Consider the following 20,364-nt stretch of genomic DNA (forward strand, 5'->3'; position numbering starts at 1 on the left):
CGGCATGTTGCCAGAATGACTGATGCTTGGCCAGTGACTGGGAGGATGTTGCCGCCCGGTCCGTTCGACTGCGTGTAAGGAGGCTCCGTGGAGCCCGACAACGTTCTGGCGGCACTGGATCCCGAGCAGCGTGAGGTGGCGGAAGCAGTCAGAGGACCGGTCTGTGTCCTCGCGGGGGCGGGGACGGGCAAGACCCGCGCCATCACCCACCGCATCGCGCACGCGGTCCGCAGCGGGGTGGTCGACGCCCAGGGCGTGCTGGCGGTGACGTTCACCACCCGCGCGGCCGGTGAGCTCAGGCAGCGGCTGCGGCACCTCGGCACGCCGGGCGTGCAGGCACGCACCTTCCACGCCGCCGCGCTGCGCCAGCTCACCTACTTCTGGCCGCGCGTCATCGGTGGCGACCCGCCCAGGGTGATCGAGTCGAAGCTGCCGCTGCTGATCGACGCCTGTCGCGTCCTGCGCAGGAACCAGGACCGTTCAGAACTGCGTGACATCGCCTCCGAGATCGAATGGGCAAAGGTCACCCAGATCGCCCCAGAGGACTACGCGGAGGCCGCGAAAAAGGCGGGCCGCGTCTCGCCCGCCCCCGCCGAGGAGGTCTTCCGGCTCTACGAGGCCTACGAGAACCTCCGCCGCGACCGGCACCTGGTCGACTTCGAGACCATCCTGGAGCTCACCGCGGCTGTGATGACCGAGCACCGCGAGGTGGCCTCCCAGATCCGCCAGCAGTACCGCTACTTCGTGGTCGACGAGTACCAGGACGTCAACCCCCTGCAGAAACTGCTGCTCGACACCTGGCTCGGCGGGCGCGACGACCTGTGCGTGGTCGGCGACCCCAACCAGACGATCTACTCCTTCACCGGAGCCACCCCCCGCTACCTGACCGGTTTCTCGGTCGAGCACCCCAACGCCACCGTGATCAAGTTGGTCCGCGACTACCGTTCCACCCCCCAGGTCGTCTCCCTGGCCAACCGGGTGCTCGACAGGGCGCGCACCCCGCACAAGCTCGCCCTGATCGCCCAGCGCCCCGACGGCCCCGAACCGGTCTTCACCGAGTACGACGACGAGACCGCCGAGGCGGAGGGCGTGGCGCGGGCGGTGAGGAAGCTCGTCGGCACCGGCGTGCCGACCCGCGAGATCGCCGTGCTGTTCCGGGTCAACGCCCAGTCCGAGGCGTACGAGCAGGCCTTCGCCAAGGCCGGCCTGCCGTACGTGCTGCGCGGCGCCGACCGCTTCTTCGAGCGTCCCGAGGTCCGCCAGGCGGTCGTGCTGCTGCGTGGCGCCGCCCGCTCGGCCGAGCCCGGCGACACGCTCGCCTCGACCGTGCACCACATCCTGGCCGGCATCGGGCTCACTCCCGAGGCCCCCGGCGGCGGCAAGGCCCGCGAGAAGTGGGAGTCGCTGAAGGCACTGGCCGATCTCGCCGAGGACCTCGCCGCCACCGGCGCCGATCTGCCCGCCTTCGTGGCCGAGCTGGAGCGCCGGGCCGGAGAGCAGCACGCGCCGCCGGTCGAAGGGGTCACCCTGGCCTCGCTGCACGCCGCCAAGGGCCTGGAGTGGGACGCCGTCTTCCTCGTCGGCGTCGCCGAGGGCATGCTGCCGATCATCTACGCCGAGACGCCCGAGCAGGTCGAGGAGGAGCGCCGCCTCCTGTACGTCGGCGTCACCCGCGCCCGCGTCCACCTCGCGCTGTCGTGGGCGCTGGCGCGCTCACCGGGCGGGCGGCGTTCCCGCAAACCGTCCCGTTTCCTGGACGGGCTCACCGGCCGCTCCACGCGGAAAAGCCGCGCCGACGCCCCGACCGCGCCGGCCGACCGCCGCCAGGTCGCCACGCCGATCAGCTGCCGGGTCTGCGGCAAGACCCTCACCGTCGCCACCGAGCAGAAGCTCGGCAGGTGCGCGGGCTGCCCCGCCGACTACGACGAGGCGCTGCTCGGGGCGCTCAAGTCGTGGCGTACGGGAGTGGCCAAGCACGAGAAGATCCCCCAGTGGGCGATCTTCACCGACGTCACCCTCCAGGCCATCGCCGAACGGGCGCCGCTTTCGGAGCAGGATCTCCTCGCCATCACCGGAATCGGACGGGTCAAGCTTGATCGTTATGGTGAGGCGGTACTCGAACTATGCCGTATCGCCGCGAACCAGACGGAGGGCGCGTGAACGAGGCGTTGAAGGAGCTTCTGGACCTGCTCGACCTGGAGCAGATCGAGCTCGACATCTTCAGGGGACGCAGCCCGAAGGAGCGCATCCAGCGTGTCTTCGGTGGCCAGGTAGCCGCCCAGGCGCTGTTCGCCGCGGGACGGACGGTGCCCGACGACCGCCACGTCCACTCGCTGCACGCCTACTTCATCCGCCCCGGAGACCCGGCCATCCCGATCGTCTACAACGTCGAGCGGGTCCGCGACGGCAGGTCCTTCACCACCCGCCGGGTGGTGGCCATCCAGCACGGTAAGGCGATATTCACCATGTCGGCCTCCTTCCACGTGACGGAGACCGGCGTCGAACACCAGGCGGTCACGATGCCGCAGGTGGTCGACCCCGAGGGTCTGCCGCTCTTCAGGGACCGGATTCTGCAGGCGGTGGGGCCGGACTCGCCGCTGCGAGAGTGGGTGTCCAGGCCGAGGCCGGTGGACGCCCGCTACGTCACCCCCCTCACCTGGGAGGCCTACCGCGACCCGGAGCTTCGCGGTTCAAACACCAACGTGTGGTTCCGCTACGACGCGGAACTGCCCGACGATCCGCTGCTGCACGTGGTGCTCGCCGCCTACGCCTCCGATTTCACCCTGGTCGACACCGTCCTTCTCACCCACGGCCTCGCATGGGGCGCGTCCAACCTCTTCGGCGCGTCGCTGGACCACGCGATGTGGTTCCACCGTCCCTTCCGGGTGGACGAGTGGATGCTCTACGCCCAGGAGTCGCCCTGGTCCGGGGCGGCGCGGGGGCTCGCCAAGGGCGAGATGTTCACCCGGTCCGGGAAACTGGCCGTGTCGGTAGTTCAGGAGGCGATGATCCGCGTGAGATAGTCGCAAAACCGCAGGTAGAAAATAGGTTGCCCACTCCCCGGGCCGGGGTTTAAGGTCATGGTCATGCAAGTCGGACGCTACTGTCCGACGATCCACGAATGGAGGTGAGTCCGCTGTGAAGAGCATCCTGATGCAGTCCCAGATGGGGCTCACTTCCGCGCGCCGTAACACCGTTCTGCCTTGCGACAGTCAGGTCATCCTCGCCGGCGGCGCGGCTGCTCTGGCTCTGCAGGTGGACTCTGCCCGCTTCCACGCCGAAGCCGGCCGTCGTTGGTTCACTCCGGTCGATTTCCCGGCGACGGACGTCCCGGCTGTTCGGAGTGGGCTGGGCGGCAACTACGCAACAACGACCAAGCACATCGGAAACGGTGGACTGCGCGGTCCGCAACCCTGGGGGCAACCTCCGGTCATAACCTGACCGAGGAAAAAAAGCCTTCAGGCCGCGGATCCGCACCCAGGATCCGCGGCCTTCTTGTTTGTCCGCGTCATTCCTGACCCCCACCCCAAGAGGTAACCGAAGATCAACACCTAGCTGAGAGGTGAACAGATGGGGGCCCAGACGGTCATGGACCTGATCGACGAAGCCACAATCCCCTGTCGTACCGACCCCGACCTGTGGTTCGCCGAGTCTCCGGAGGACGTGGAGTTCGCCAAGGCACTCTGCGGGGGCTGCCCGATCCGTGAGGCCTGCCTGGCCCGCGCGCTGGAGCGCGAGGAGCCGTGGGGCGTCTGGGGCGGCGAGCTTGTCCTGCGGGGGGCGATCGTTCCCCGGAAGCGTCCGCGCGGGCGTCCCCGCAAGAACCCGGTCGCTGCCTGAACAACCCGGCAACCGCCGAACCACCCAGAACCTGAACCGCCGAGAACCCGGATCACCAAGAACTCGGCCGACCACGAACCACACGTTTCCGAAAGGACCACCCCGATGAGCCACTCCAACACCAGAAGCCTCCCCCTGCCGTCTATGCAAGAAGAACTGGTCCGTGACCGAATACGGACCCTCCACCGGGAGGCGGAGGAGCATCGCAGGGCCACAGGTCTTCAGCGCCTCCGGCGCGCCCAGCGTGACGCGGAGCGCGCCTCGGCGCGCCTGCGGAGCGCGATCCTGCGCCTCGTCTGATCCATCGTCCTCTGTCGTCATCTGTCCGTCTTGATCTGTTCGACCCGACCGGTAGGGACCGGCGGCGACGCGTAGAGCACGCACGAGAAACACGCGAAGCCGCACGGAAGACGGACGTGAAGAGCGAGACGGGCCAGAGAGAGGCTACGGACTCAAAGAGCGAGACGAACGAGGGGTGACCCGCTCAGGCGGGCCACCCCTCAAACGTCTCGCCGGATCCACCACGTCGCTGCACGTCGCAGGACGTTGCGGCACGTCGCTAGGCATCGCAACACGTCGTGGTAGGTCCGAGAGGCATCGCAACACGTCGTGGCACATCGAGGGGTATCGCAGTACGTCACCGCGCCACGACAAGGGGACAGCCCTCGGGCGCCGGTGAGCCACCGGCGCCCTGTCCGCGTAGAAGTCGAAGAACTAGAACTCGCAGGAGCGGAAAGTCGTGGCAGGGAGAAATCCCTCAGGCGCTGGTGAGAGTGGGTTCTCCCGAGTCTTCGTCGGTGAACCCGGGGACCCAGCGGATGACCTCCTCGCGGAAGCGGGCGGTGGCGCCGAGCTGGCAGAGAACACCGACCCCCGCCGCGTGCACCCGGTGGATGAGAACGTACGAGGCCGGCAGGTTGAGCTGGCGCACCACATTGCCGGGACGCAGGTCGGTGGCCATGGCGGCCTGCTGCTGGAGCCACTCCCTGCTGAAGGAGAACTCCTCCACGGCGGTCGGCTCGACGTAGGGGGCGAGGAACGCCCGCAGGGCTTCGGGGTCGATCTCGATGTGCGGCTGGATGAAGCCCTCGTCGCGCAGGCCCTGCACGACGGTCGCCATGTCGCCGTTGTTGAAGATGCGGGTCAGCTTCCCGAAGACCGGCGGGTATCCGTCGGGCATCCGGTTGACCGCGCCGAAGTCGAGCACGCACATCCGCCCGTCCTCGACGATCCGGAAGTTACCCGGGTGGGGGTCGGCGTGGAGCATGCCCAGCCGCGCGGGTGAGGAGAACAGGAAACGGACAAGCTGGAGACCGGCCCGGTCACGCTGCTCCTGGGTGCCGTCGGCGATGATCCGCGACAGAGGGGTGCCGTCGACCCATTCGGAGACGAGCACCTGCTCGTTGGCGGCGATCACGTCCGGGATCAGGAAGTCGGGATCGTCCTTGTACTCCAGGGCGAAGGCGTGCTGGGCCTCGGCCTCGTGGAGATAGTCGAGCTCCTCGACCACCCGTTCGCGCAACTCGCTCAGCACAGTCTTGATGTCGAGGCCGGGCAGCAGCACCCCGAAGAGCTTGCCGAGCCTGGACAGCTGGGTGAAGTCGGAGAGCAGCGCCTTCCCCGCCCCCGGATACTGGATCTTCACCGCGACCGTCCGGCCGTCGTGCCAGACGGCCTTGTGCACCTGCCCGATCGACGCGGCGGCGGTGGGCCTGTCGTCGAACGACAGGAAGTTCTCCCGCCAGTCGTCGCCCAACTGCTCGACGAGGACCTTGTGCACGGTCGCCGCGGGAAGCGGCGGAGCCGCGTCCTGGAGTTTGGTCAGGGTCGCGCGGTAGGGGCCGGCGACCTCGGCGGGCAGCGCCGCCTCGAAGATGGACAGCGCCTGGCCGAGCTTCATCGCCCCGCCCTTGAGCTCCCCGAGAACCTTGAAGATCTGCTCGGCGGTGCGTTCCTGGATTTCCTGGGCGACGATCTCGGCGGACTTGCCCCCGATCCGTTTTCCGAGACCGAGAGCGGTGCGTCCGGCGAACCCGATCGGCAGGGCGGCCAGCTTGGCAGAGCGCGCAACGGCGCGGCGCGGAAGGTCACTCACCTTGGTTAGCGGCGCATCCGCTGCTACAGCGAGACGCCGCTCCCTCCCTTCGCTGTGTATCCGTCGGCGGCAGGTAGCCGACCGCTGTGTCCGTCAGCTGTGTCTGTCAGCTGTGTGTTTGTGAGCCGTGTGTCCGTCAGCGACAGGCAGCCGACGCGACCATTGTCAGCGACCCCAACTCGTTTCGGAAGCAACGACATTGAGGATGAACACTCCAGGATCGCCTCTTCCAGCTCCAATCTGGCAATACTTCCACTGTGCTGTTGGTCACAGCGGGCTCATGGCCGTCGATCACGGCGAGTGCGTGACCTGCGGCAGTCGCCGCCACCAGCGTCGACAGCACCGTCCCACACGCGATTTCTCCTGCGGGGAAACCACCCAGCCGGGCGCTGACGACAGGCCAACCGGGGTCACGATCTCGTCGGGTCAAATCTAGGCAGTGCAGGCATGTGCTTCGTCCAGGCAGCACCAGAGGGCCGACCGACCCGGAGCCCTCGAAGGCGGTGACCAGCAGGTGCGGGATCTCCCACTCGACGAGCTCCTTGACCAGGAGACCGTCCAGGGGCCCCACCGGAGCGAGCACCGCCAGGTCGAAAGGTCTGGCCCCATCGGCCAGCTGGGCCGCCCTGTCGCCGGTCCACGCCGTGAGACCGGGCGCGAGCCTCCTGGCCACCGCGACCGCGCCGTCCTGCCTGCTCATTCCGACCTCCGTCCAGCCGAGCCCGCCGGGGACGACGTCCCTTCGCCGGGCCGTACCGGGATCGATGACGCAGATCCGACCGACCCCCGAGGCGGCGAGCAGGGTGACGACCTGCGCGCCCACCCGGCCCGCGCCGTAGACCCGCACCTGGGCCTCTCGCCTGCGCTCCAGCACGGCGAGACCGCCGTCGATCGTGCCCGGTGTGAGGGAGAGCGCGTCGAGATCCGGCTGGAGCCTGTCACACTCGGCCGTCGCGAGTGTGCGCAGCGGACCGGGGCCCGCGCCCGCGTCGTCCACCACACCACGGCTGACCAGCAGATCGAGCAGAGTCCGGCCGCCCTCCTCGCCGAGGCCCACCTCGGCGGCACCGGCCAGCACGCCCGCGAGGTCACGGACGCCGTCGAGACTCTCGACCCAGCGGCGGACCCCCGGCTCCAGATCGGTCAGCACCACCGCGTGACGGGGATGCAGACCGAACTGCAGGGTGCGTCCGTCGCGGGCGACGCGGCGTAGGGCGGGCTTCAGACGTGGTCTCATCGCAGAACCTTTCTCAGGAGGAACCCGCAGGTGAGCTGGGGAGAGCGGGCGGGCCGGGTGTGCCAGCGTGCCATGGCCCCTCAAGATCCCAGACGTCTTTCCCGTCGCCTGTGGATAACTCCCATCCTGTGGACAACTCACCCCCTGCCGGATCCCCGCTCCGTCGACCGCTCAAAAGATCTCCCTGGCGGGTGGCGGGTACGGGATCTCGACGCCGCGCCGCGCCGGAAGCCCTTCGCCCGGCCCGTCGAGATGATCTACGACGGCATGCTTGAAGGGGCGGCAGGCTAGAGAGAACAGCGGGTCCCGCGTTTCGGCAACGCATGAGACGGCTGATATCCAGGTTAATTAGATAAGTCACGGTCATAGTTGATCATCCACGCTGAACAATCGGCGAACGGGGATTGACCAGCGGGAACGTGTTCTACCCTCTGGTGTGAATTCGCCATTCTCGGCTACCGTTCATATGTGCCCCCCGAGACAGTCGAGGTCCGTCGTAGTTCTCGCCGCCGGCGGACGGTTTCTGCGTACCGCGACGGCGAGAAAACGATCGTGCTCCTCCCCGCCGGTTTGAGTAGCACCGATGAGGAACAATGGGTGCGCCGTATGCTCGATCGCCTCGCGGCCAAGGAGCAGCGCAGACGTCCCTCCGACGACGATCTCCTCGATCGGGCCGTCGATCTGTCGGCCCGATATCTGGGCGGGGAGGCGAGGCCGTCGAGCGTGCGCTGGGTGGAGAACCAACAACACCGCTGGGGCTCGTGCACCCCCGATCACGGGACCATCAGGATCTCCACGCGGCTCCGGGGCATGCCGTCGTGGGTGGTCGACTATGTGATCATGCATGAGCTCGTCCACCTGCTGGTGCCGAGCCACGGCGCGCGCTTCTGGGCGCTCGTGGAACGATATCCCAAGGCCGAGCGGGCGCGAGGCTTCCTGGAGGGATTCTCCACGGCGGCTCACGGTTCCGCGGAGGGGTTTTGACGGAAGACCGAGTGGTGGCCGTCCTGGTCACGCCCTCCGTGGCGGACGCGGCCCCTGCGGGGGTCGACGCCGCCCTCTTCCTCACGGCCCTCGCCGAAGACGCCTACGAGCTCGTCGCCGGGCTCGACTTCGTCTCTCCGGTCGTGGTGACGAGCGTCCCCGGCATGGAGGAGATCGTCTGGCCGGGCACCCCGGTCGTAGAGATCCCCGACCTTTCCGGGAGCGCCCTGGTCGAGGCGGCCTTCGCGGCCCTGCCGTACGGACGGCAGGCGGTCCTGCTGAGCGCGGACGCGCCCGATCTGCCCCCGTTGCTCATCGGCAAGCTCTTTCGCGAGCTGGGCCGGGCCAGGATCGCCGTCTGCCCGGACACCGGGGGCGGCACGGTGGCGCTCGCCGCCCACCTGCCCTATCCGGACTGGGCCACGGTGGGTTTCGACGACCTCGACCCGGTCAAGGCGCTCCGCGCCTCCGCGCCCGGCAGCCGCATGGTCGCGAGGGGTCCCGGCTGGCACCGCCTGCGCACCCCTGACGACATCCGTCTCCTCGACCCCGGCCTGGAGGGCTGGGACAACACCCGGGCGCTCCTCTCGTCCTGACGTTTCGGAAAGCCGTCAGGACGGCGAAGGTAGTCGCAGGTCGGCGAAGACCGCCCGGTGGTCGGTGCCGGGCACGGTGTGCACGCTGACCGCGTTGACTCCCACCCGCCGGTCCACCACGACATGGTCGATCGTGATCATCGCGGGGACGCGCCTGTTGACCGGCCAGGTGGGGGTGAGGCCCTCCCCGGCGACGGCGGCCGCGTCCTCGTAGCCGCGGCTCAGGAAACGCCGCATCGCCGCGTGGTCGAGGCTGGCGTTGAAGTCGCCCGCGAGGATGCGGATCGTGTCGGGCGCGGCGGGGGGCAGGGCCTCCAGCGCGGCCGTCCAGTCGTAGACCTGCCTGCCCAGCGGCGGGAAGGGATGCACGTCGACGATCTCGACGGGTTTGGTGCCGGGCATCGTCATCAGCGCGGCGGGCATGTTGTGCCCGATCGCCTCGAACAGGTCCTGCCTCGGAGTCAGCGGATACCGCGCGTACAGGCCGCTTCCACCGGCGCTCCACTCCGGCTCCAGCACCTGGTACGGCAGAATCTTCTCCAGCCCGGCGGCCCGCAGCTCCTCGACCATCCCGGGGGTCAGCTCCTGGGTGCTGAACACATCGGGATCCAGCCGCCGGACCAGATCCATCACGGCGTCGGGCTCGGCGCGCCCGAACAGCGTGTTGAGCGTCAGCACCCGCAGCGGCGTTCCCGCCGCCGCCACCGCGGGATCCCCTGAACGGAAGGCCCTGGGGAGCACGCTGAGGCCGAGCGCCGCGGTGGTGACCAGCGCCACCGCCGTCACCGCCCGGTTGCGTGTCAGCGCCGACAGCAGCAGCGGTACGAGCGAGGCCGCGGCCACGTACGGGGTGCCGGTCATGAGCTGGGTGGTCAGCGAGTCGCGTTCGAGCCCGGCCACCCGGGCCACCGCCCAGGCGGCGAACGGGGTCACCGTGGCCCAGGCGAAGGTTTTGGGAACCTTCCAACGCCGTCGACGCGCCGACGGCGCGACCGCGCTCTCGACACGTCCGGCGCCCCTGTCAGCCGCTGTCTTCACGCTCACAGTGCCCCGATCCGTTCCGTACAGCCCGATGAGAACGAAGATATCCGGGAGAAGATGAGACAAGCGTAAAACGGTCCAACACCCTCGGGGCATGTCCAGGGCAGGCCGGAGTACGGCATCGAGCTCCCGATCACCTGGAACGCAGGACCTCACGGGCGCGGCGAGCCAGTCGGCGGGTCGCCTCGTCGGAGAGCTCGGGGATCTCCTCCACCGGGAACCAGCGCAGGTCGAGCGACTCGGCGCTGATCACGGCCTCGACGTCGGCGGGAGCGACGGCGCCGTACTCGACGTCGAGGTGGCTGCTGTGCGGGGGGTGGCACCAGACCCGGTGCCGGTCGAGCGCGAGCGGGCCCGGTAGCAGCCGCAGGCCCGCGATGCCGGACTCCTCGGTGGCCTCACGCAGCGCCACCGCCTCCAGGGAGGCGTCGCCGCGCTCGCAGTGACCTCCCATGGGCAGCCACATCCCGGCTTTGCGGTGCAGCGTCAGCAGCACCCGCTCACCGTCGTGGGAGAGCACCGCGGTCGTGGCCGTCAGGTGGCCGGTGACGCATTCGCGCCACATCGCGTCGTCATTGGCGTGGACGTGCTCAAGGAACTCCTTGCGGAGGATCTCCTCCTCCGCAGTCGGGGCGACCCACCCCGTGAGCACGTCCTTCGCGTCGGCGCGCAGGCTCACGCGCTCCCGTCCTCGTCGTCCTCGCGCTTCTTCTCGGCGTCGCCGCCCTCGCGGGGAGGCTCCCGCAGGGTCCCCTCCAGGGACGACAGGTCGAGCTCGGGCTCGCCCCGCACGAACCTCTCGGGGTTGTCGAGATCGTCGGCGGTGGGCATCAGGTCGGGGTGGTTCCAGACCGCGTCGCGGCCGTCGACGCCCCGGTCGGCCTCCAGGGCCTGCCACAGGGTGGCGGCCTCGCGCAGGCGGCGGGGCCTGAGTTCGAGGCCGACGAGCGTGGCGAAGGTCTGTTCGGCGGGGCCACCGGTCGCCCTGCGGCGCCGTACGGTCTCCGACAGCGCGGTCGCCGAGGGGAGCTTGCCGTCCGCGGCGCCGTCCACGGCGGTGCCGACCCAGCCCTCGACCAGGGCGAGCATGGTCTCCAGCCGGGACAGGGCGGCCTTCTGCCGCTCGGTCTCCTCGGGCTTGAGCAGGTTGCCGCCGCTCAGGGCCTGCTGGAGCTGCTCGGGATTGTTGATGTCGAGCCCGCGGAGCTGCTCCTCCAGCGCGGAGGCGTCCACCGTGATGCCCCTGGCGTACTCCTCCACCGCTCCGAGCAGGTGCGCGCGCAACCACGGCACGTGCTGGAAAAGCCGGTGGTGGGCCGCCTCGCGCAGGGCGAGGTAAAGGCGGATCTCCTCGGCGGGGATCTCCAGACCCTGGCTGAACGCCGCGACGCCACCGGGCAGCAGGGCGGCGTTGTCCGACAGCGGCAGGCCGATGTCGGTGGAGCCGATCACCTCCAGGGCGAGCGAGCCGACGGCCTGGCCGATCTGCTGGCCGACCATCATGCCGCCCATCTGTTTCATCATCCCCATCAGCGGCCCGGCCATGGCCTGGGCCTCCGCGGGCAGACCGGCGGCACCGAGCGTGCCGCTCATGGTCTCGACCATGCGGGCGGCGATCGGGTCACAGAGCTTCTGCCAGACCGGAATGGTCTTCTCGATCCACTCCGAACGGCTCCAGGCCTGAGGGTTGCTCACCCCGCTCGGCAGGGAGGTGGCCTCGTTGAGCCACAGGTCGGCCAGATTCAGGGCGTCGACGATCTGGCGCCGCTCGCCTTCCATGACACTTGGATCGCCCTCGGCGACCACTACGTGCCGTGCGATGTTCTTCGCCATGTCCCAGTTGACGGGACCTGAGGTCGGCGGAGCGGAGAGCATGTCGGCGAACTGGCGCATTGCCGCTGCGATCTGCTCCGGGTTGCCGAACATGGCGAACGGATTCTCGTTGGGGTCGTTTTCCCGACCTGGCAAGTCAGTCACCGCTCTACCTCGTGCAGGATGGAGGAGTCCACATCCGCCACGTTATCCGTCGTATGGCGGGTCAGTGCAAAGTGAGGACCTGGTGCCTACCTCGAAACGCTCCCGGCCCCCCGTCGTCGCCGTCACCGGCGCCGCCTCGGGCCTAGGCCGTGCCTTCCTCGCGAAGGTCGCCTCGTCTGCGGATTTCCGCAGGGTCGTGGCCATCGACGAGCAGCGTGGTGACGTCCCCGACGTCACCTGGCGGGTCCTCGATGTCCGAGATCCGCTCTTGGCGAACCGCATATCTGATATTGACGTGCTCGTGCATCTGGCCGCCGACTACGCGCTCGACGTCAACCCGACGGAGCGGCGCGCCTACAATCTGCGAGCGGCCCAGACGGTGCTCACCGCCAGCGCGGCCGCGCGGGTGCGGCGGGTCGTGCTGGTCACCAGTGCCATGGTGTACGGAGCCGTCCCCGACAACCCGGTCCCGCTGCCCGAGGGGGCGCCGGTCGCCGCCGAGCCCGACACGGGCATGGTCGGCGACCATCTGGAGATCGAGGCGCTGGCCCGCCGCTCCCTGCGCAGCCACCCCGGTCTCGGCGTGACGGTGGTCCGGCCCGCCGCCGTGGTCGGCCCCGGCGTCGACAGCGTGGTGACCAGGCACTTCGAGGCGCCCCGGCTGCTGACCGTGAAGGGATGCGCCCCTCGCTGGCAGTTCTGCCACGTGGACGACCTCGTCTCGGCCCTTGAGATGGCGGCGCTCGGCACGGTCTCGGGGGTGGTGGCCGTCGGCGGCGACGGGTGGCTGGAGCAGGAGCAGGTGGAGGAGATCTCCGGGCTGCGCCGGCTGGAGCTGCCCGCCGGGCTGACCTTCGGCACCGCCCAGCGCCTGCACCGCCTCGGCATCACCCCGGCCCCGGCCACCGACCTGCACTACGTCGTCTACCCGTGGGTGGTCGACTGCGCCGCGCTGCGCGAGGCCGGTTGGAAGCCGATGTGGAGCAACGAGGCCGCGTTCGAGCAGCTCCTCAAGCTGCGCGAGGGCAGGCACGCCGTCGTGGGCCGTCGCCTGTCCGGCAAGGAGGCCACGCTCACCGCGGCCGGCGCCACCGTCGCCGTCCTCGGCACCGCGGCGATCGTCCGGGCCGCCCGCAAGAAGCGCCGCACCACCTGATGTCCGCTCGGGGCGTACAGGCTCGTACGGGTCCGGGCGCGGATCCCGTCCGCGAAGGTGCGCGGCGGGGGCCGTTTTTCCCTGCCGGTACGCTTTGCGGCGTGGATGTCATCCGGTTGCTCGATATTCGCGACAGCGTGCTCTCCGTCGACGAGGTGCTCGCCGCCGTCGGTGACCACGCCGCGGGCGGCACAACGGTCTTTGTCGGCACGGTCCGTGAGCAGGACCACGGCAAGCCGGTTACGAGCCTGTCCTACTCGGCGCACCCGAGCGCCGTGGACGAGCTTCGCCGGGTGGCGGAGAAGATCGCCACGGACTTCCCCGTGACCGCGCTCGCCGCCGTCCATCGAGTCGGTGACCTGCGGCTCGGCGATATCGCGGTCGTCGTGGCGGTCGCCGCGCCACACCGAGGCGAGGCGTTCGAGGCCTCCCGCAGGCTGATCGACGACCTCAAGAGCCAGGTCCCCATCTGGAAGAACCAGTTTTTCGCCGACGGCTCCTCCGAGTGGGTGGGGGCCTGCGAGTGAGATCGACCGGCCGGTACGCGACCGTCGGCGCGGCGGCGTCCGGGTGCGGTTTCATGACCTGTCGTACGGCATAGGCTTTGTCCATGTCCCGACGTGCGCTGACCCTCATGGTGGCGGGCTTCCTCACGCTCATGTTCGCGCTGGTCGGCGCCCTGCTGCCGGTCCCGTACGTCGTGCTGAGCCCAGGGCCGACCGAGAACACCATCGGGGACGTCGACGGCAAGCCAGTGATCAGCGTCGAGGGGCGCCAGACGTATCCGACGGAAGGCAAGCTCAGCCTCGTCACCGTCGCCTACCAGGGCGGACCCGGCACCAGGATCGATCTTTTCAGCGCGCTCAGGGGATGGATCGATCCCACCATCGCGGTCGTGCCCGAGGAGACGATCTTCCCTCCCGCGACCACCGCGAAGGAGGTCGAGGAGCAGAACACCCAGGAGATGACGAACTCCCAGGACGACGCGACCGCGGCGGCGCTGACGGAATTGAAGATCCCCTACAGCTCGGTCGTGACCGTGGCCTCCACGGAGAAGGGCCTGCCCGCAGACGGGAAGTTCAAGATCGGCGACGAGATCGTCTCGGTGGACGGCACCCCCGTGTCCGACCGCGAGAGCGTTTCCGCCGCCGTCCGCAGGCACAAGCCGGGCGAGCAGGTTGGTTTTGTCGTCAACCGGGGCGCCGAGAGCATGACCATCACCGTCCCGACCGTCGCGGGCCAGGACGGCGCCCCCCTCGTGGGCATCACCATGCGGGTCGGCTACAAGTTCCCCTTCCAGGTCAAGATCAACGTCGGTGACGTCGGCGGACCGAGCGCGGGGATGATGTTCTCCCTGGGCATCGTCGACAAGCTCACCCCCGGGGCGATGACCGGCGGCAAGTCCGTCGCGGGGACCGGGACGATCACCGCGGAGGGTGACGTCGGTCCGATCGGCGGCATCCAGCAGAAGATGGTCGGCGCGAGGAAGGCGGGAGCGACGATCTTCCTTACCCCCACGGAAAACTGCGCGGAGGCGGTCAAGGCGATCCCGGACGGACTCAGGCTGGTCAAGGTCGCGACCCTGCGCGAGGCAGTCCAGGCGATCGACGCGATCCGCACCGGCTCGGGTTCCGTGCCGAGCTGCCCGGCGGGCTGACTCCCGAAGCCGGACGGGGGCTCCTGGGCGAGGGAATGAGACCTCGGGAGCGAGTGGCAAGAGAAGCCCGGAAAGCGGGACGCGTCGCCCAATTAGGTAAAAGATCTGGTTTTCCGGGTCTCGGGCCTCGTGGCGGGGCACTCATCGGGGTCCTCGTACGTTGGACCTGAGGACCCGAGACCAGTTGGTGTTGTGGCCGGACCGTGCCCGAAAGGCTGAACGCGGCCCATTGCCCGCCGGTGTAGGTTGCCAGACACGGACCGTGCTCTTACGACAAGGGGTTGGCCTTGAGCTTCCGGACCCCCGGAGCCGGCAGGGCAATGCGCTTGCCCCGCCGGCCACGACTGCTAGTTCCCGTCGCGATCGCGCTGGGCGCGATAGTTATCCTTTTCTTTCTCTTTGCCGGTATTTTTACTGATTACCTTTGGTACGACTCGGTCGACTACACGGCCGTCTTCTCCGGTGTGATCGTCACGCAGATCCTGCTGTTCGCCGTCGGCGCACTGCTGATGGTCGGGATCGTCGGCGGCAACATGCTGCTGGCGTACCGCATGCGACCGATGTTCGGCCCGGGAATGTTCGGTGGCGCCAGCGGCGCCGACCGCTATCGGATGGCCCTTGATCCGCACCGCAAACTGATCTTCCTGATCGGTGTGGCGGTACTCGGCCTGTTCTCTGGTTCGTCCTTCTCAGGTCAGTGGAAGACCTGGCTGGAGTTCATCAACGCGACGCCGTTCGGTACGACCGACCCGCAGTTCAAGATGGACATCTCCTTCTTCATGTTCACCTATCCCTTCATCCGGATGGTGCTGAACTTCCTGTTCGTCGCGGTGGTGCTCTCCGCCCTGCTGTCGGCGATCGTGCACTACCTGTACGGCGGGTTCCGGCTCCAGTCACCAGGCGTGCACGCCTCGCGCGGCGCTCGGGCGCACCTGTCGGTGCTGCTGGGCATCTTCGTGCTGCTGAAGGCGGTCGCCTACTGGGTCGACCGATACGGGCTGGTCTTCTCCGACAGAGGATTCCGTCACGGTGCCTCGTACACCGACATCAACGCGGTGCTTCCCGCCAAGACCATCCTGGCGATCATCGCCCTGATCTGCGCGGTCCTGTTCTTCGCCGGGGTCGTGCGTGCCGGAGGCATGCTGCCCGGCGTCGGTTTCGGCCTCCTGGTGCTCTCGGCCATCCTGATCGGCGGGGTCTACCCGGCCCTGGTCGAGCAGTTCCAGGTCAAGCCGAACCAGCAGGGCAAGGAGCAGGAATACATCAAACGCAACATCGACGCGACCCGAACAGCCTACGACGTCAACGACGCCGAGGTGATCGATTACACGGCTCAGGGCGACCCGAGCAAGGTCAACGTCAGCGCCGACAGCTCCATCTCCGGCGTGCGCCTGCTCGACCCCAGCCTGGTCGCGAAGACGTACCAGCAGAAGCAGCGGATTCGCGGTTACTACGACTTCCACGACCCGCTCGACGTCGACCGCTACCCCGACGAGAACGGCACGATGCGCGACACCGTCGTGGCCGTGCGAGAGCTCACGGGGCCGCCGGCCGAACAGAACAACTGGATCAACCGGCATCTCGTCTACACCCACGGCAACGGTTTCGTGGCGGCGCCCGGCAACGAGGTCGACTCCGAGGGGCTGCCCAACTTCGACGCCAAGGACATGCCGGTCACCGGTTCCCTGGTGGAGCGGACGAAGCTCAAGGAGTCGCGGATCTACTTCGGCGAGGCACGCGGCGCGGCCGAGTACGTCGTCGTCGGTGGCAACGGCCAGAGGAATCAGGAGCTCGACTACCCCGAGAGCGGTGGCACCGGCCAGAAGAACACCACCTACGAAGGCAAGGGTGGTGTCCCGGTCGGATCCTTCATCAACCGGATGCTCTACGCCGCCAAGTACGGCGAGATCAACCTGCTGCTGTCGGGTGACGTCAACCCGAACTCCAAGATCCTCTACGAGCGCAACCCGCAGCAGCGTATCGCCAAGGTGGCGCCGTTCCTGAGCCTGGACGACAACCCCTACCCGGCGATCGTCGACGGCAGGGTGGTCTGGATCGCCGACGCGTACACCACGTCCAACGCCTACCCGTACTCCCAGAGCAAGAGCCTGGAGGCGATGACGCGCGACACCATCACCGACCCGCGCGTAGTGGTCCCGCAGCCGCGCGACCAGATCAACTACATGCGCAACTCGGTGAAGGCCACGGTCGACGCCTACGACGGCACCGTCAACCTGTACGCCTGGGACGAGAAGGACCCCATCCTGCAGACCTGGCGCAAGGCCTTCCCCGGCGTCATCAAGCCGCAGACGGAGATGACGCCCGAGCTCAGGCAGCATCTTCGCTACCCGGAGGCGCTGTTCAAGGTCCAGCGTGACGTGCTTTCCCAGTACCACATCGCCGACCCGAACGCCTTCTACAGCGGCCAGGACTTCTGGAACGTCCCGAACGACCCGTCCTCGGGCGAGCGTGACATCAAGCAGCCGCCGTACTACCTGTCGGTCAAGATGCCGAGCACCGACAAGCCCACGTTCTCGCTGACCACCACGTTCGTGCCGCGCCAGGGACCCAACCTGGCCGCGTTCATGGCCGTGGACGCCACCCCCGGAGACGACTACGGAAAGCTGCGCATCCTGCGCATGCCCTCCAACACCACGATCCCCGGTCCCGGCCAGGTGCAGAACAACTTCCAGAACAAGTTCTCCGGTGAGCTGAACCTGCTCGGACTCGGCCAGGCGAAGGTCCGCTACGGCAACCTGTTGACCCTGCCGTTCGCCGACGGCCTGGTCTACGTCGAACCGGTCTACGTGGAGATCGCGGCCGCCTCCGGTCAGGAGCCGTACCCGATCCTCCGCCGCGTCCTGGTGGCCTACGGCAGCAAGGTCGGCTCGGCCGACACGCTCAAGGGTGCGCTGGAACAGGTCTTCGGTGACAGCACCCAGGCCGCTCCACAGGAGCAGCAGGGGGAGGGGAAGCCGGCAGAGGAGGCGAACGCCAACCAGCCCACCACCGCGCTGGCTCAGGCGATCGACGAGGCGCAGAAGGCGTACGACAAGGCGCAGGCCGCTCTCCAGGCCGACCCGCCGAACTGGAACGACTATGGCGAGGCCCAGAAGGAGCTCCAGGCGGCGCTGTCGAAGCTGAAGGGCGCCGAGGCGAGCCCCGCGCCCACCCCGTCTCCCTCGGCGTCGGGATCCCCGGCACCGTCGGCGACACCCACGCCTGTCCCATCCGCCACACCGACACCCACACCGAATCCCTAAAAAGACATTGGGGCCCAGCGATCTGATTCGCGTCCGCCACCAAAGCCGGGTATGGTTGAGACATACACCGACGCGGGGTGGAGCAGTTCGGTAGCTCGCTGGGCTCATAACCCAGAGGTCGCAGGTTCAAATCCTGTCCCCGCTACCAATGAGAAGGCCCCGGTCGCCGGAAACGGCGACCGGGGCTTTTTTTGTTGTTCCCTTCTCGGGCTCCACCGCGTCCAGAGGCTCTGCGATGGGGATAGCGCCTCGTGCCCGTCTGTGACATCCCAGAGGCTCCGCGCACGGGGCGATGTGAGGCCGCTGACCTCGCATTCCCGTGCCGATTTGCAGCCCGAGGGGAATCCCGGATAGTGTTCAAACACACACCGACGCGGGGTGGAGCAGTTCGGTAGCTCGCTGGGCTCATAACCCAGAGGTCGCAGGTTCAAATCCTGTCCCCGCTACCAATCGGAAGGCCCTGATCTCCCAGAGATCAGGGCCTTCCGCGTTTTCGGCAGTCGAGACCTCGCCTTCGTGCGCTTGGCCGGGGCATCACATCGCCGTACACGCCAGGGGATGTCGGGCCGGGCGTGCGGGAGGCATTTCGAGAGATGCCTGAGTTTGAGAGGTGGCGTGCCGTTGTGAGCGAAACGTCCGGACCTGTCCTGCGCTGGCGCGTGCGCCGCGATCTCCTCATTATGAAGATCGTCGGGGCGTTCGCCCTCGCGGTGCTCACGGTTCTCACCCTCGACGACCCACGGGGGGCGATCCTGGCGGGCGCCGCGGCCGCGATCCTGACAGCGCTGGTGGTACGCGATCTCCTCGCTCCGGTACGGCTCACGGCCGATGGCGAGGGTCTCGTCGTGGTGAAGGGCTTCGCCGGATCCGAACGGGTGCCGTGGAGCGCCGTCGAGCGTATCCGGGTGGACACAAGGACCCGCTTCACCTCGCGTACGGAACTCCTGGAGATCGACACGGGGGAGGGCATTCACCTGCTCAGCCGGTTCGACCTGGGAGTGCCGTGCCGGCAGGTGGCCGACGAGCTCCGCTCGTTCCGGACGGGGTCATAGTCTGCCCGGTCCCCGGCGGCCGGGACGCGAGACTCCGTTCCGGACCGCCCCCGCCGTGCCTACTCCGAACCGGGACCCGGCGCCGATGAGCGGCTGCCGGGTCTCGGCTCGCGAGGACATCCCTCAGGCTCTGACCCTCACTCGGCGATGTCTCGGGACGAAGCTGGGCTTGGTGCAACGCACCAGCAGACTCGCCTTGTAGCAAGCCCAGCAGGTGAGGAAGGCCCCGAAAGAGACCTGTCCTATCCACGTCCACGTCGAGGTCTCGACGGCCGCGAACATCACTACACCGGTCCAGACAAAGCCGAAGACGCCCACGAGGGTCGCCGCAGCCCAATTCAGCCCTCGCTGCAACATGCCTGGAGTCTTACAGATCTTGGTTCAAGCCCAGGTCAATGACGCGGAACGCCTCATCGCGGGAGGCTACGGCTTGTGCCGGCGCACCTCCGCGCGCGAGACCCTCCGGTATTCATCGGGGTCGTCCCAAGAGGATTCTCCTCAAGGCAGGCCAGCAGCGCCGCCGCGGTGTGGGCGTCGCCGAGGATCCGGTTCACCTCGTCCTCGGATGTCGGGAGCTGGCCGCGCTTGGCGAGCTCGTCGGTGAGGAAGGTCAACGGCTCCGGGTAGCCGGCCGCCTCCGCGGCGACCGTCGCCCGAGCCGCGGTGAGGAGACGCAGATAGTAGGCGCGGAGGGTCGCCTCTCTCATACGTGCGTCTTCAAGGTCGTTCAGCAGAGACCTGGCAACCCTCAGCAGGTCGCCTGGGTGGTCGGCCTCCGCATCGATGTGCGCGCGGATGTCGTCGAACTCCGAGCGGGTCATGGTGCTCACCTCCACGGCGGAGTCAGGATTCTGACCCTCGCGCCTCTTCGTATCCAGAGTCGATTGCGGATGGCTTGACGTCTGGTTGCGCGCTTGCCTGTTTGGGACGCGCGAGTCTCCGGGATGGTTGGCAAGTTGTCTCTGTGACGTGAGAGTCCTGGTAGTGTTCTTTCCGCAGGGCAGCGAGCCTCCAGGTTTAAACCTCCAGGAGCGAACTAACTGCCCGGCAAAACCCTCTCTCCATCCCGGCAAACCGGATGTGTCCATGTGATTGGACAGCGACCGGATGTTGGAGTAAGTTAGAGGGGTTGCCCTGGAAACGGGGTGGTCGCAATCCTAGCGGGTTCGGCGGGTTCGAGTCGATGGTCGGAAAATCCGACAGTTTGACACGAAACCGGCACTTCCGATAAGATAGTGATACGAAATGGAACGCCCCGGAGTTCTGCCGGACCGGTTGGTCGGGTGTGGGTGATGGTGTACGCGTCCGTTTCTTGAGAACTCAACAGTGTGTTAAAAGCCAGTGCATGAAGCACAACCCCGTCCTACCACCTTGTGGTGGGGGATGGATTCCTTTGGTTGAACACATTCACCCGTTGAGGGTGGGTGCTTTCAGCTGGGTAAGGACTGTTCAGACATTGTTTGGAG

The 20,364-nt window shown here is 67.9% G+C and carries 17 protein-coding genes and 2 tRNA genes; 13 read left to right on the forward strand and 6 right to left on the reverse strand.

The window, feature by feature from the left end:
* Positions 1-87: 87 nt before the first annotated feature.
* From ABZ664_RS17285 to ABZ664_RS17300, 4 genes are all read left to right on the forward strand, one after another.
* Positions 88-2,160, forward strand: coding sequence for an ATP-dependent DNA helicase UvrD2 (locus ABZ664_RS17285; protein WP_362509996.1), 2,073 nt, complete (start codon positions 88-90; stop codon positions 2,158-2,160).
* Positions 2,157-3,023: an acyl-CoA thioesterase II gene (tesB, locus tag ABZ664_RS17290; RefSeq protein WP_362509999.1), complete on the forward strand. Its 867-nt coding sequence runs from the start codon at positions 2,157-2,159 to the stop codon at positions 3,021-3,023. Before ABZ664_RS17285 ends, tesB begins: the two co-directional genes overlap by 4 nt.
* Before the next feature lie 115 nt (positions 3,024-3,138).
* A complete protein-coding gene (locus ABZ664_RS17295; protein ID WP_362510002.1) occupies positions 3,139-3,441 on the forward strand; it encodes a hypothetical protein in 303 nt (100 codons plus the stop codon).
* 129 nt (positions 3,442-3,570) lie between these two features.
* Positions 3,571-3,840 carry a WhiB family transcriptional regulator gene (locus tag ABZ664_RS17300; RefSeq protein WP_329085648.1) on the forward strand — a complete coding sequence of 90 codons (270 nt, stop codon included), beginning with the start codon at positions 3,571-3,573 and terminating at the stop codon, positions 3,838-3,840.
* A gap of 757 nt (positions 3,841-4,597) precedes the next feature.
* On the opposite strand, the gene ABZ664_RS17305 is transcribed toward ABZ664_RS17300, so the two are convergent.
* Positions 4,598-5,935 carry an AarF/UbiB family protein gene (locus ABZ664_RS17305; protein WP_362510006.1) on the reverse strand — a complete coding sequence of 446 codons (1,338 nt, stop codon included), beginning with the start codon at positions 5,933-5,935 and terminating at the stop codon, positions 4,598-4,600.
* Positions 5,936-6,071: 136 nt separating this feature from the next.
* A complete protein-coding gene (locus ABZ664_RS17310) occupies positions 6,072-7,172 on the reverse strand; it encodes a ThiF family adenylyltransferase (RefSeq protein ID WP_362510009.1) in 1,101 nt (366 codons plus the stop codon).
* A gap of 468 nt (positions 7,173-7,640) precedes the next feature.
* On the opposite strand from ABZ664_RS17310, the gene ABZ664_RS17315 reads away from it, so the two are divergent.
* Entirely contained in the window at positions 7,641-8,156 is a 516-nt protein-coding gene (locus ABZ664_RS17315; protein ID WP_362510012.1) for a M48 family metallopeptidase, read from the forward strand.
* On the forward strand, positions 8,153-8,752 hold the full coding sequence (locus tag ABZ664_RS17320; protein ID WP_362510015.1) for a hypothetical protein: 600 nt from the start codon (positions 8,153-8,155) through the stop codon (positions 8,750-8,752). Before ABZ664_RS17315 ends, ABZ664_RS17320 begins: the two co-directional genes overlap by 4 nt.
* A 15-nt stretch (positions 8,753-8,767) precedes the next feature.
* Here ABZ664_RS17320 and ABZ664_RS17325 read toward each other — a convergent pair whose 3' ends face one another.
* The 3 genes from ABZ664_RS17325 to ABZ664_RS17335 form a co-directional block, all read right to left on the reverse strand.
* Positions 8,768-9,790, reverse strand: a complete 1,023-nt coding sequence (locus tag ABZ664_RS17325; RefSeq protein ID WP_362510018.1) for an endonuclease/exonuclease/phosphatase family protein — start codon at positions 9,788-9,790, stop codon at positions 8,768-8,770.
* 136 nt (positions 9,791-9,926) lie between these two features.
* Positions 9,927-10,472, reverse strand: a complete 546-nt coding sequence (locus tag ABZ664_RS17330; RefSeq protein WP_362510021.1) for an NUDIX hydrolase — start codon at positions 10,470-10,472, stop codon at positions 9,927-9,929.
* A complete protein-coding gene (locus ABZ664_RS17335; protein ID WP_362510024.1) occupies positions 10,469-11,770 on the reverse strand; it encodes a zinc-dependent metalloprotease in 1,302 nt (433 codons plus the stop codon). The genes ABZ664_RS17330 and ABZ664_RS17335 overlap by 4 nt, the downstream gene beginning before the upstream one ends.
* Before the next feature lie 79 nt (positions 11,771-11,849).
* Between ABZ664_RS17335 and ABZ664_RS17340 the strand changes: the two genes are divergently transcribed.
* The 7 genes from ABZ664_RS17340 to ABZ664_RS17370 all read left to right on the forward strand — a co-directional run bounded on the left by ABZ664_RS17340 (position 11,850) and on the right by ABZ664_RS17370 (position 18,898).
* Complete coding sequence (locus tag ABZ664_RS17340) at positions 11,850-12,926, forward strand: NAD-dependent epimerase/dehydratase family protein (protein ID WP_362510073.1); 1,077 nt, start codon at positions 11,850-11,852, stop codon at positions 12,924-12,926.
* A 101-nt stretch (positions 12,927-13,027) separates the two neighbouring features.
* On the forward strand, positions 13,028-13,453 hold the full coding sequence (locus ABZ664_RS17345) for a molybdenum cofactor biosynthesis protein MoaE (protein ID WP_362510027.1): 426 nt from the start codon (positions 13,028-13,030) through the stop codon (positions 13,451-13,453).
* Positions 13,454-13,536: 83 nt separating this feature from the next.
* Positions 13,537-14,583, forward strand: coding sequence for a PDZ domain-containing protein (locus ABZ664_RS17350; protein ID WP_362510029.1), 1,047 nt, complete (start codon positions 13,537-13,539; stop codon positions 14,581-14,583).
* 320 nt (positions 14,584-14,903) lie between these two features.
* Positions 14,904-17,846: a UPF0182 family protein gene (locus ABZ664_RS17355; protein ID WP_362510032.1), complete on the forward strand. Its 2,943-nt coding sequence runs from the start codon at positions 14,904-14,906 to the stop codon at positions 17,844-17,846.
* 71 nt (positions 17,847-17,917) lie between these two features.
* Positions 17,918-17,994, forward strand: a tRNA-Met gene (locus tag ABZ664_RS17360).
* A 224-nt stretch (positions 17,995-18,218) separates the two neighbouring features.
* Positions 18,219-18,295, forward strand: a tRNA-Met gene (locus tag ABZ664_RS17365).
* Positions 18,296-18,469: 174 nt separating this feature from the next.
* A complete protein-coding gene (locus ABZ664_RS17370; RefSeq protein ID WP_362510035.1) occupies positions 18,470-18,898 on the forward strand; it encodes a PH domain-containing protein in 429 nt (142 codons plus the stop codon).
* Between the two features lie 410 nt (positions 18,899-19,308).
* Here ABZ664_RS17370 and ABZ664_RS17375 read toward each other — a convergent pair whose 3' ends face one another.
* The gene (locus ABZ664_RS17375; RefSeq protein WP_350947823.1) at positions 19,309-19,719 is read right to left on the reverse strand and encodes a hypothetical protein; all 411 of its coding nucleotides are present in this window, start codon (positions 19,717-19,719) and stop codon (positions 19,309-19,311) included.
* Between the last annotated feature and the right edge of the window lie 645 nt (positions 19,720-20,364).

The organism is Streptosporangium sp. NPDC006930 (genome assembly GCF_040635605.1).
Classification (GTDB): Bacteria; Actinomycetota; Actinomycetes; order Streptosporangiales; family Streptosporangiaceae; genus Streptosporangium.

Coding starts and splice junctions, on each gene's coding strand:
- ABZ664_RS17355 (WP_362510032.1), top strand. CDS start 14,904: ATGCGCTTGCCCCGCCGGCCACGACTGCTAGTTCCCGTCGCGATCGCG.
- ABZ664_RS17350 (WP_362510029.1), top strand. CDS start 13,537: ATGTCCCGACGTGCGCTGACCCTCATGGTGGCGGGCTTCCTCACGCTC.
- ABZ664_RS17375 (WP_350947823.1), bottom strand. CDS start 19,719: ATGACCCGCTCGGAGTTCGACGACATCCGCGCGCACATCGATGCGGAG.
- ABZ664_RS17300 (WP_329085648.1), top strand. CDS start 3,571: ATGGGGGCCCAGACGGTCATGGACCTGATCGACGAAGCCACAATCCCC.
- ABZ664_RS17310 (WP_362510009.1), bottom strand. CDS start 7,172: ATGAGACCACGTCTGAAGCCCGCCCTACGCCGCGTCGCCCGCGACGGA.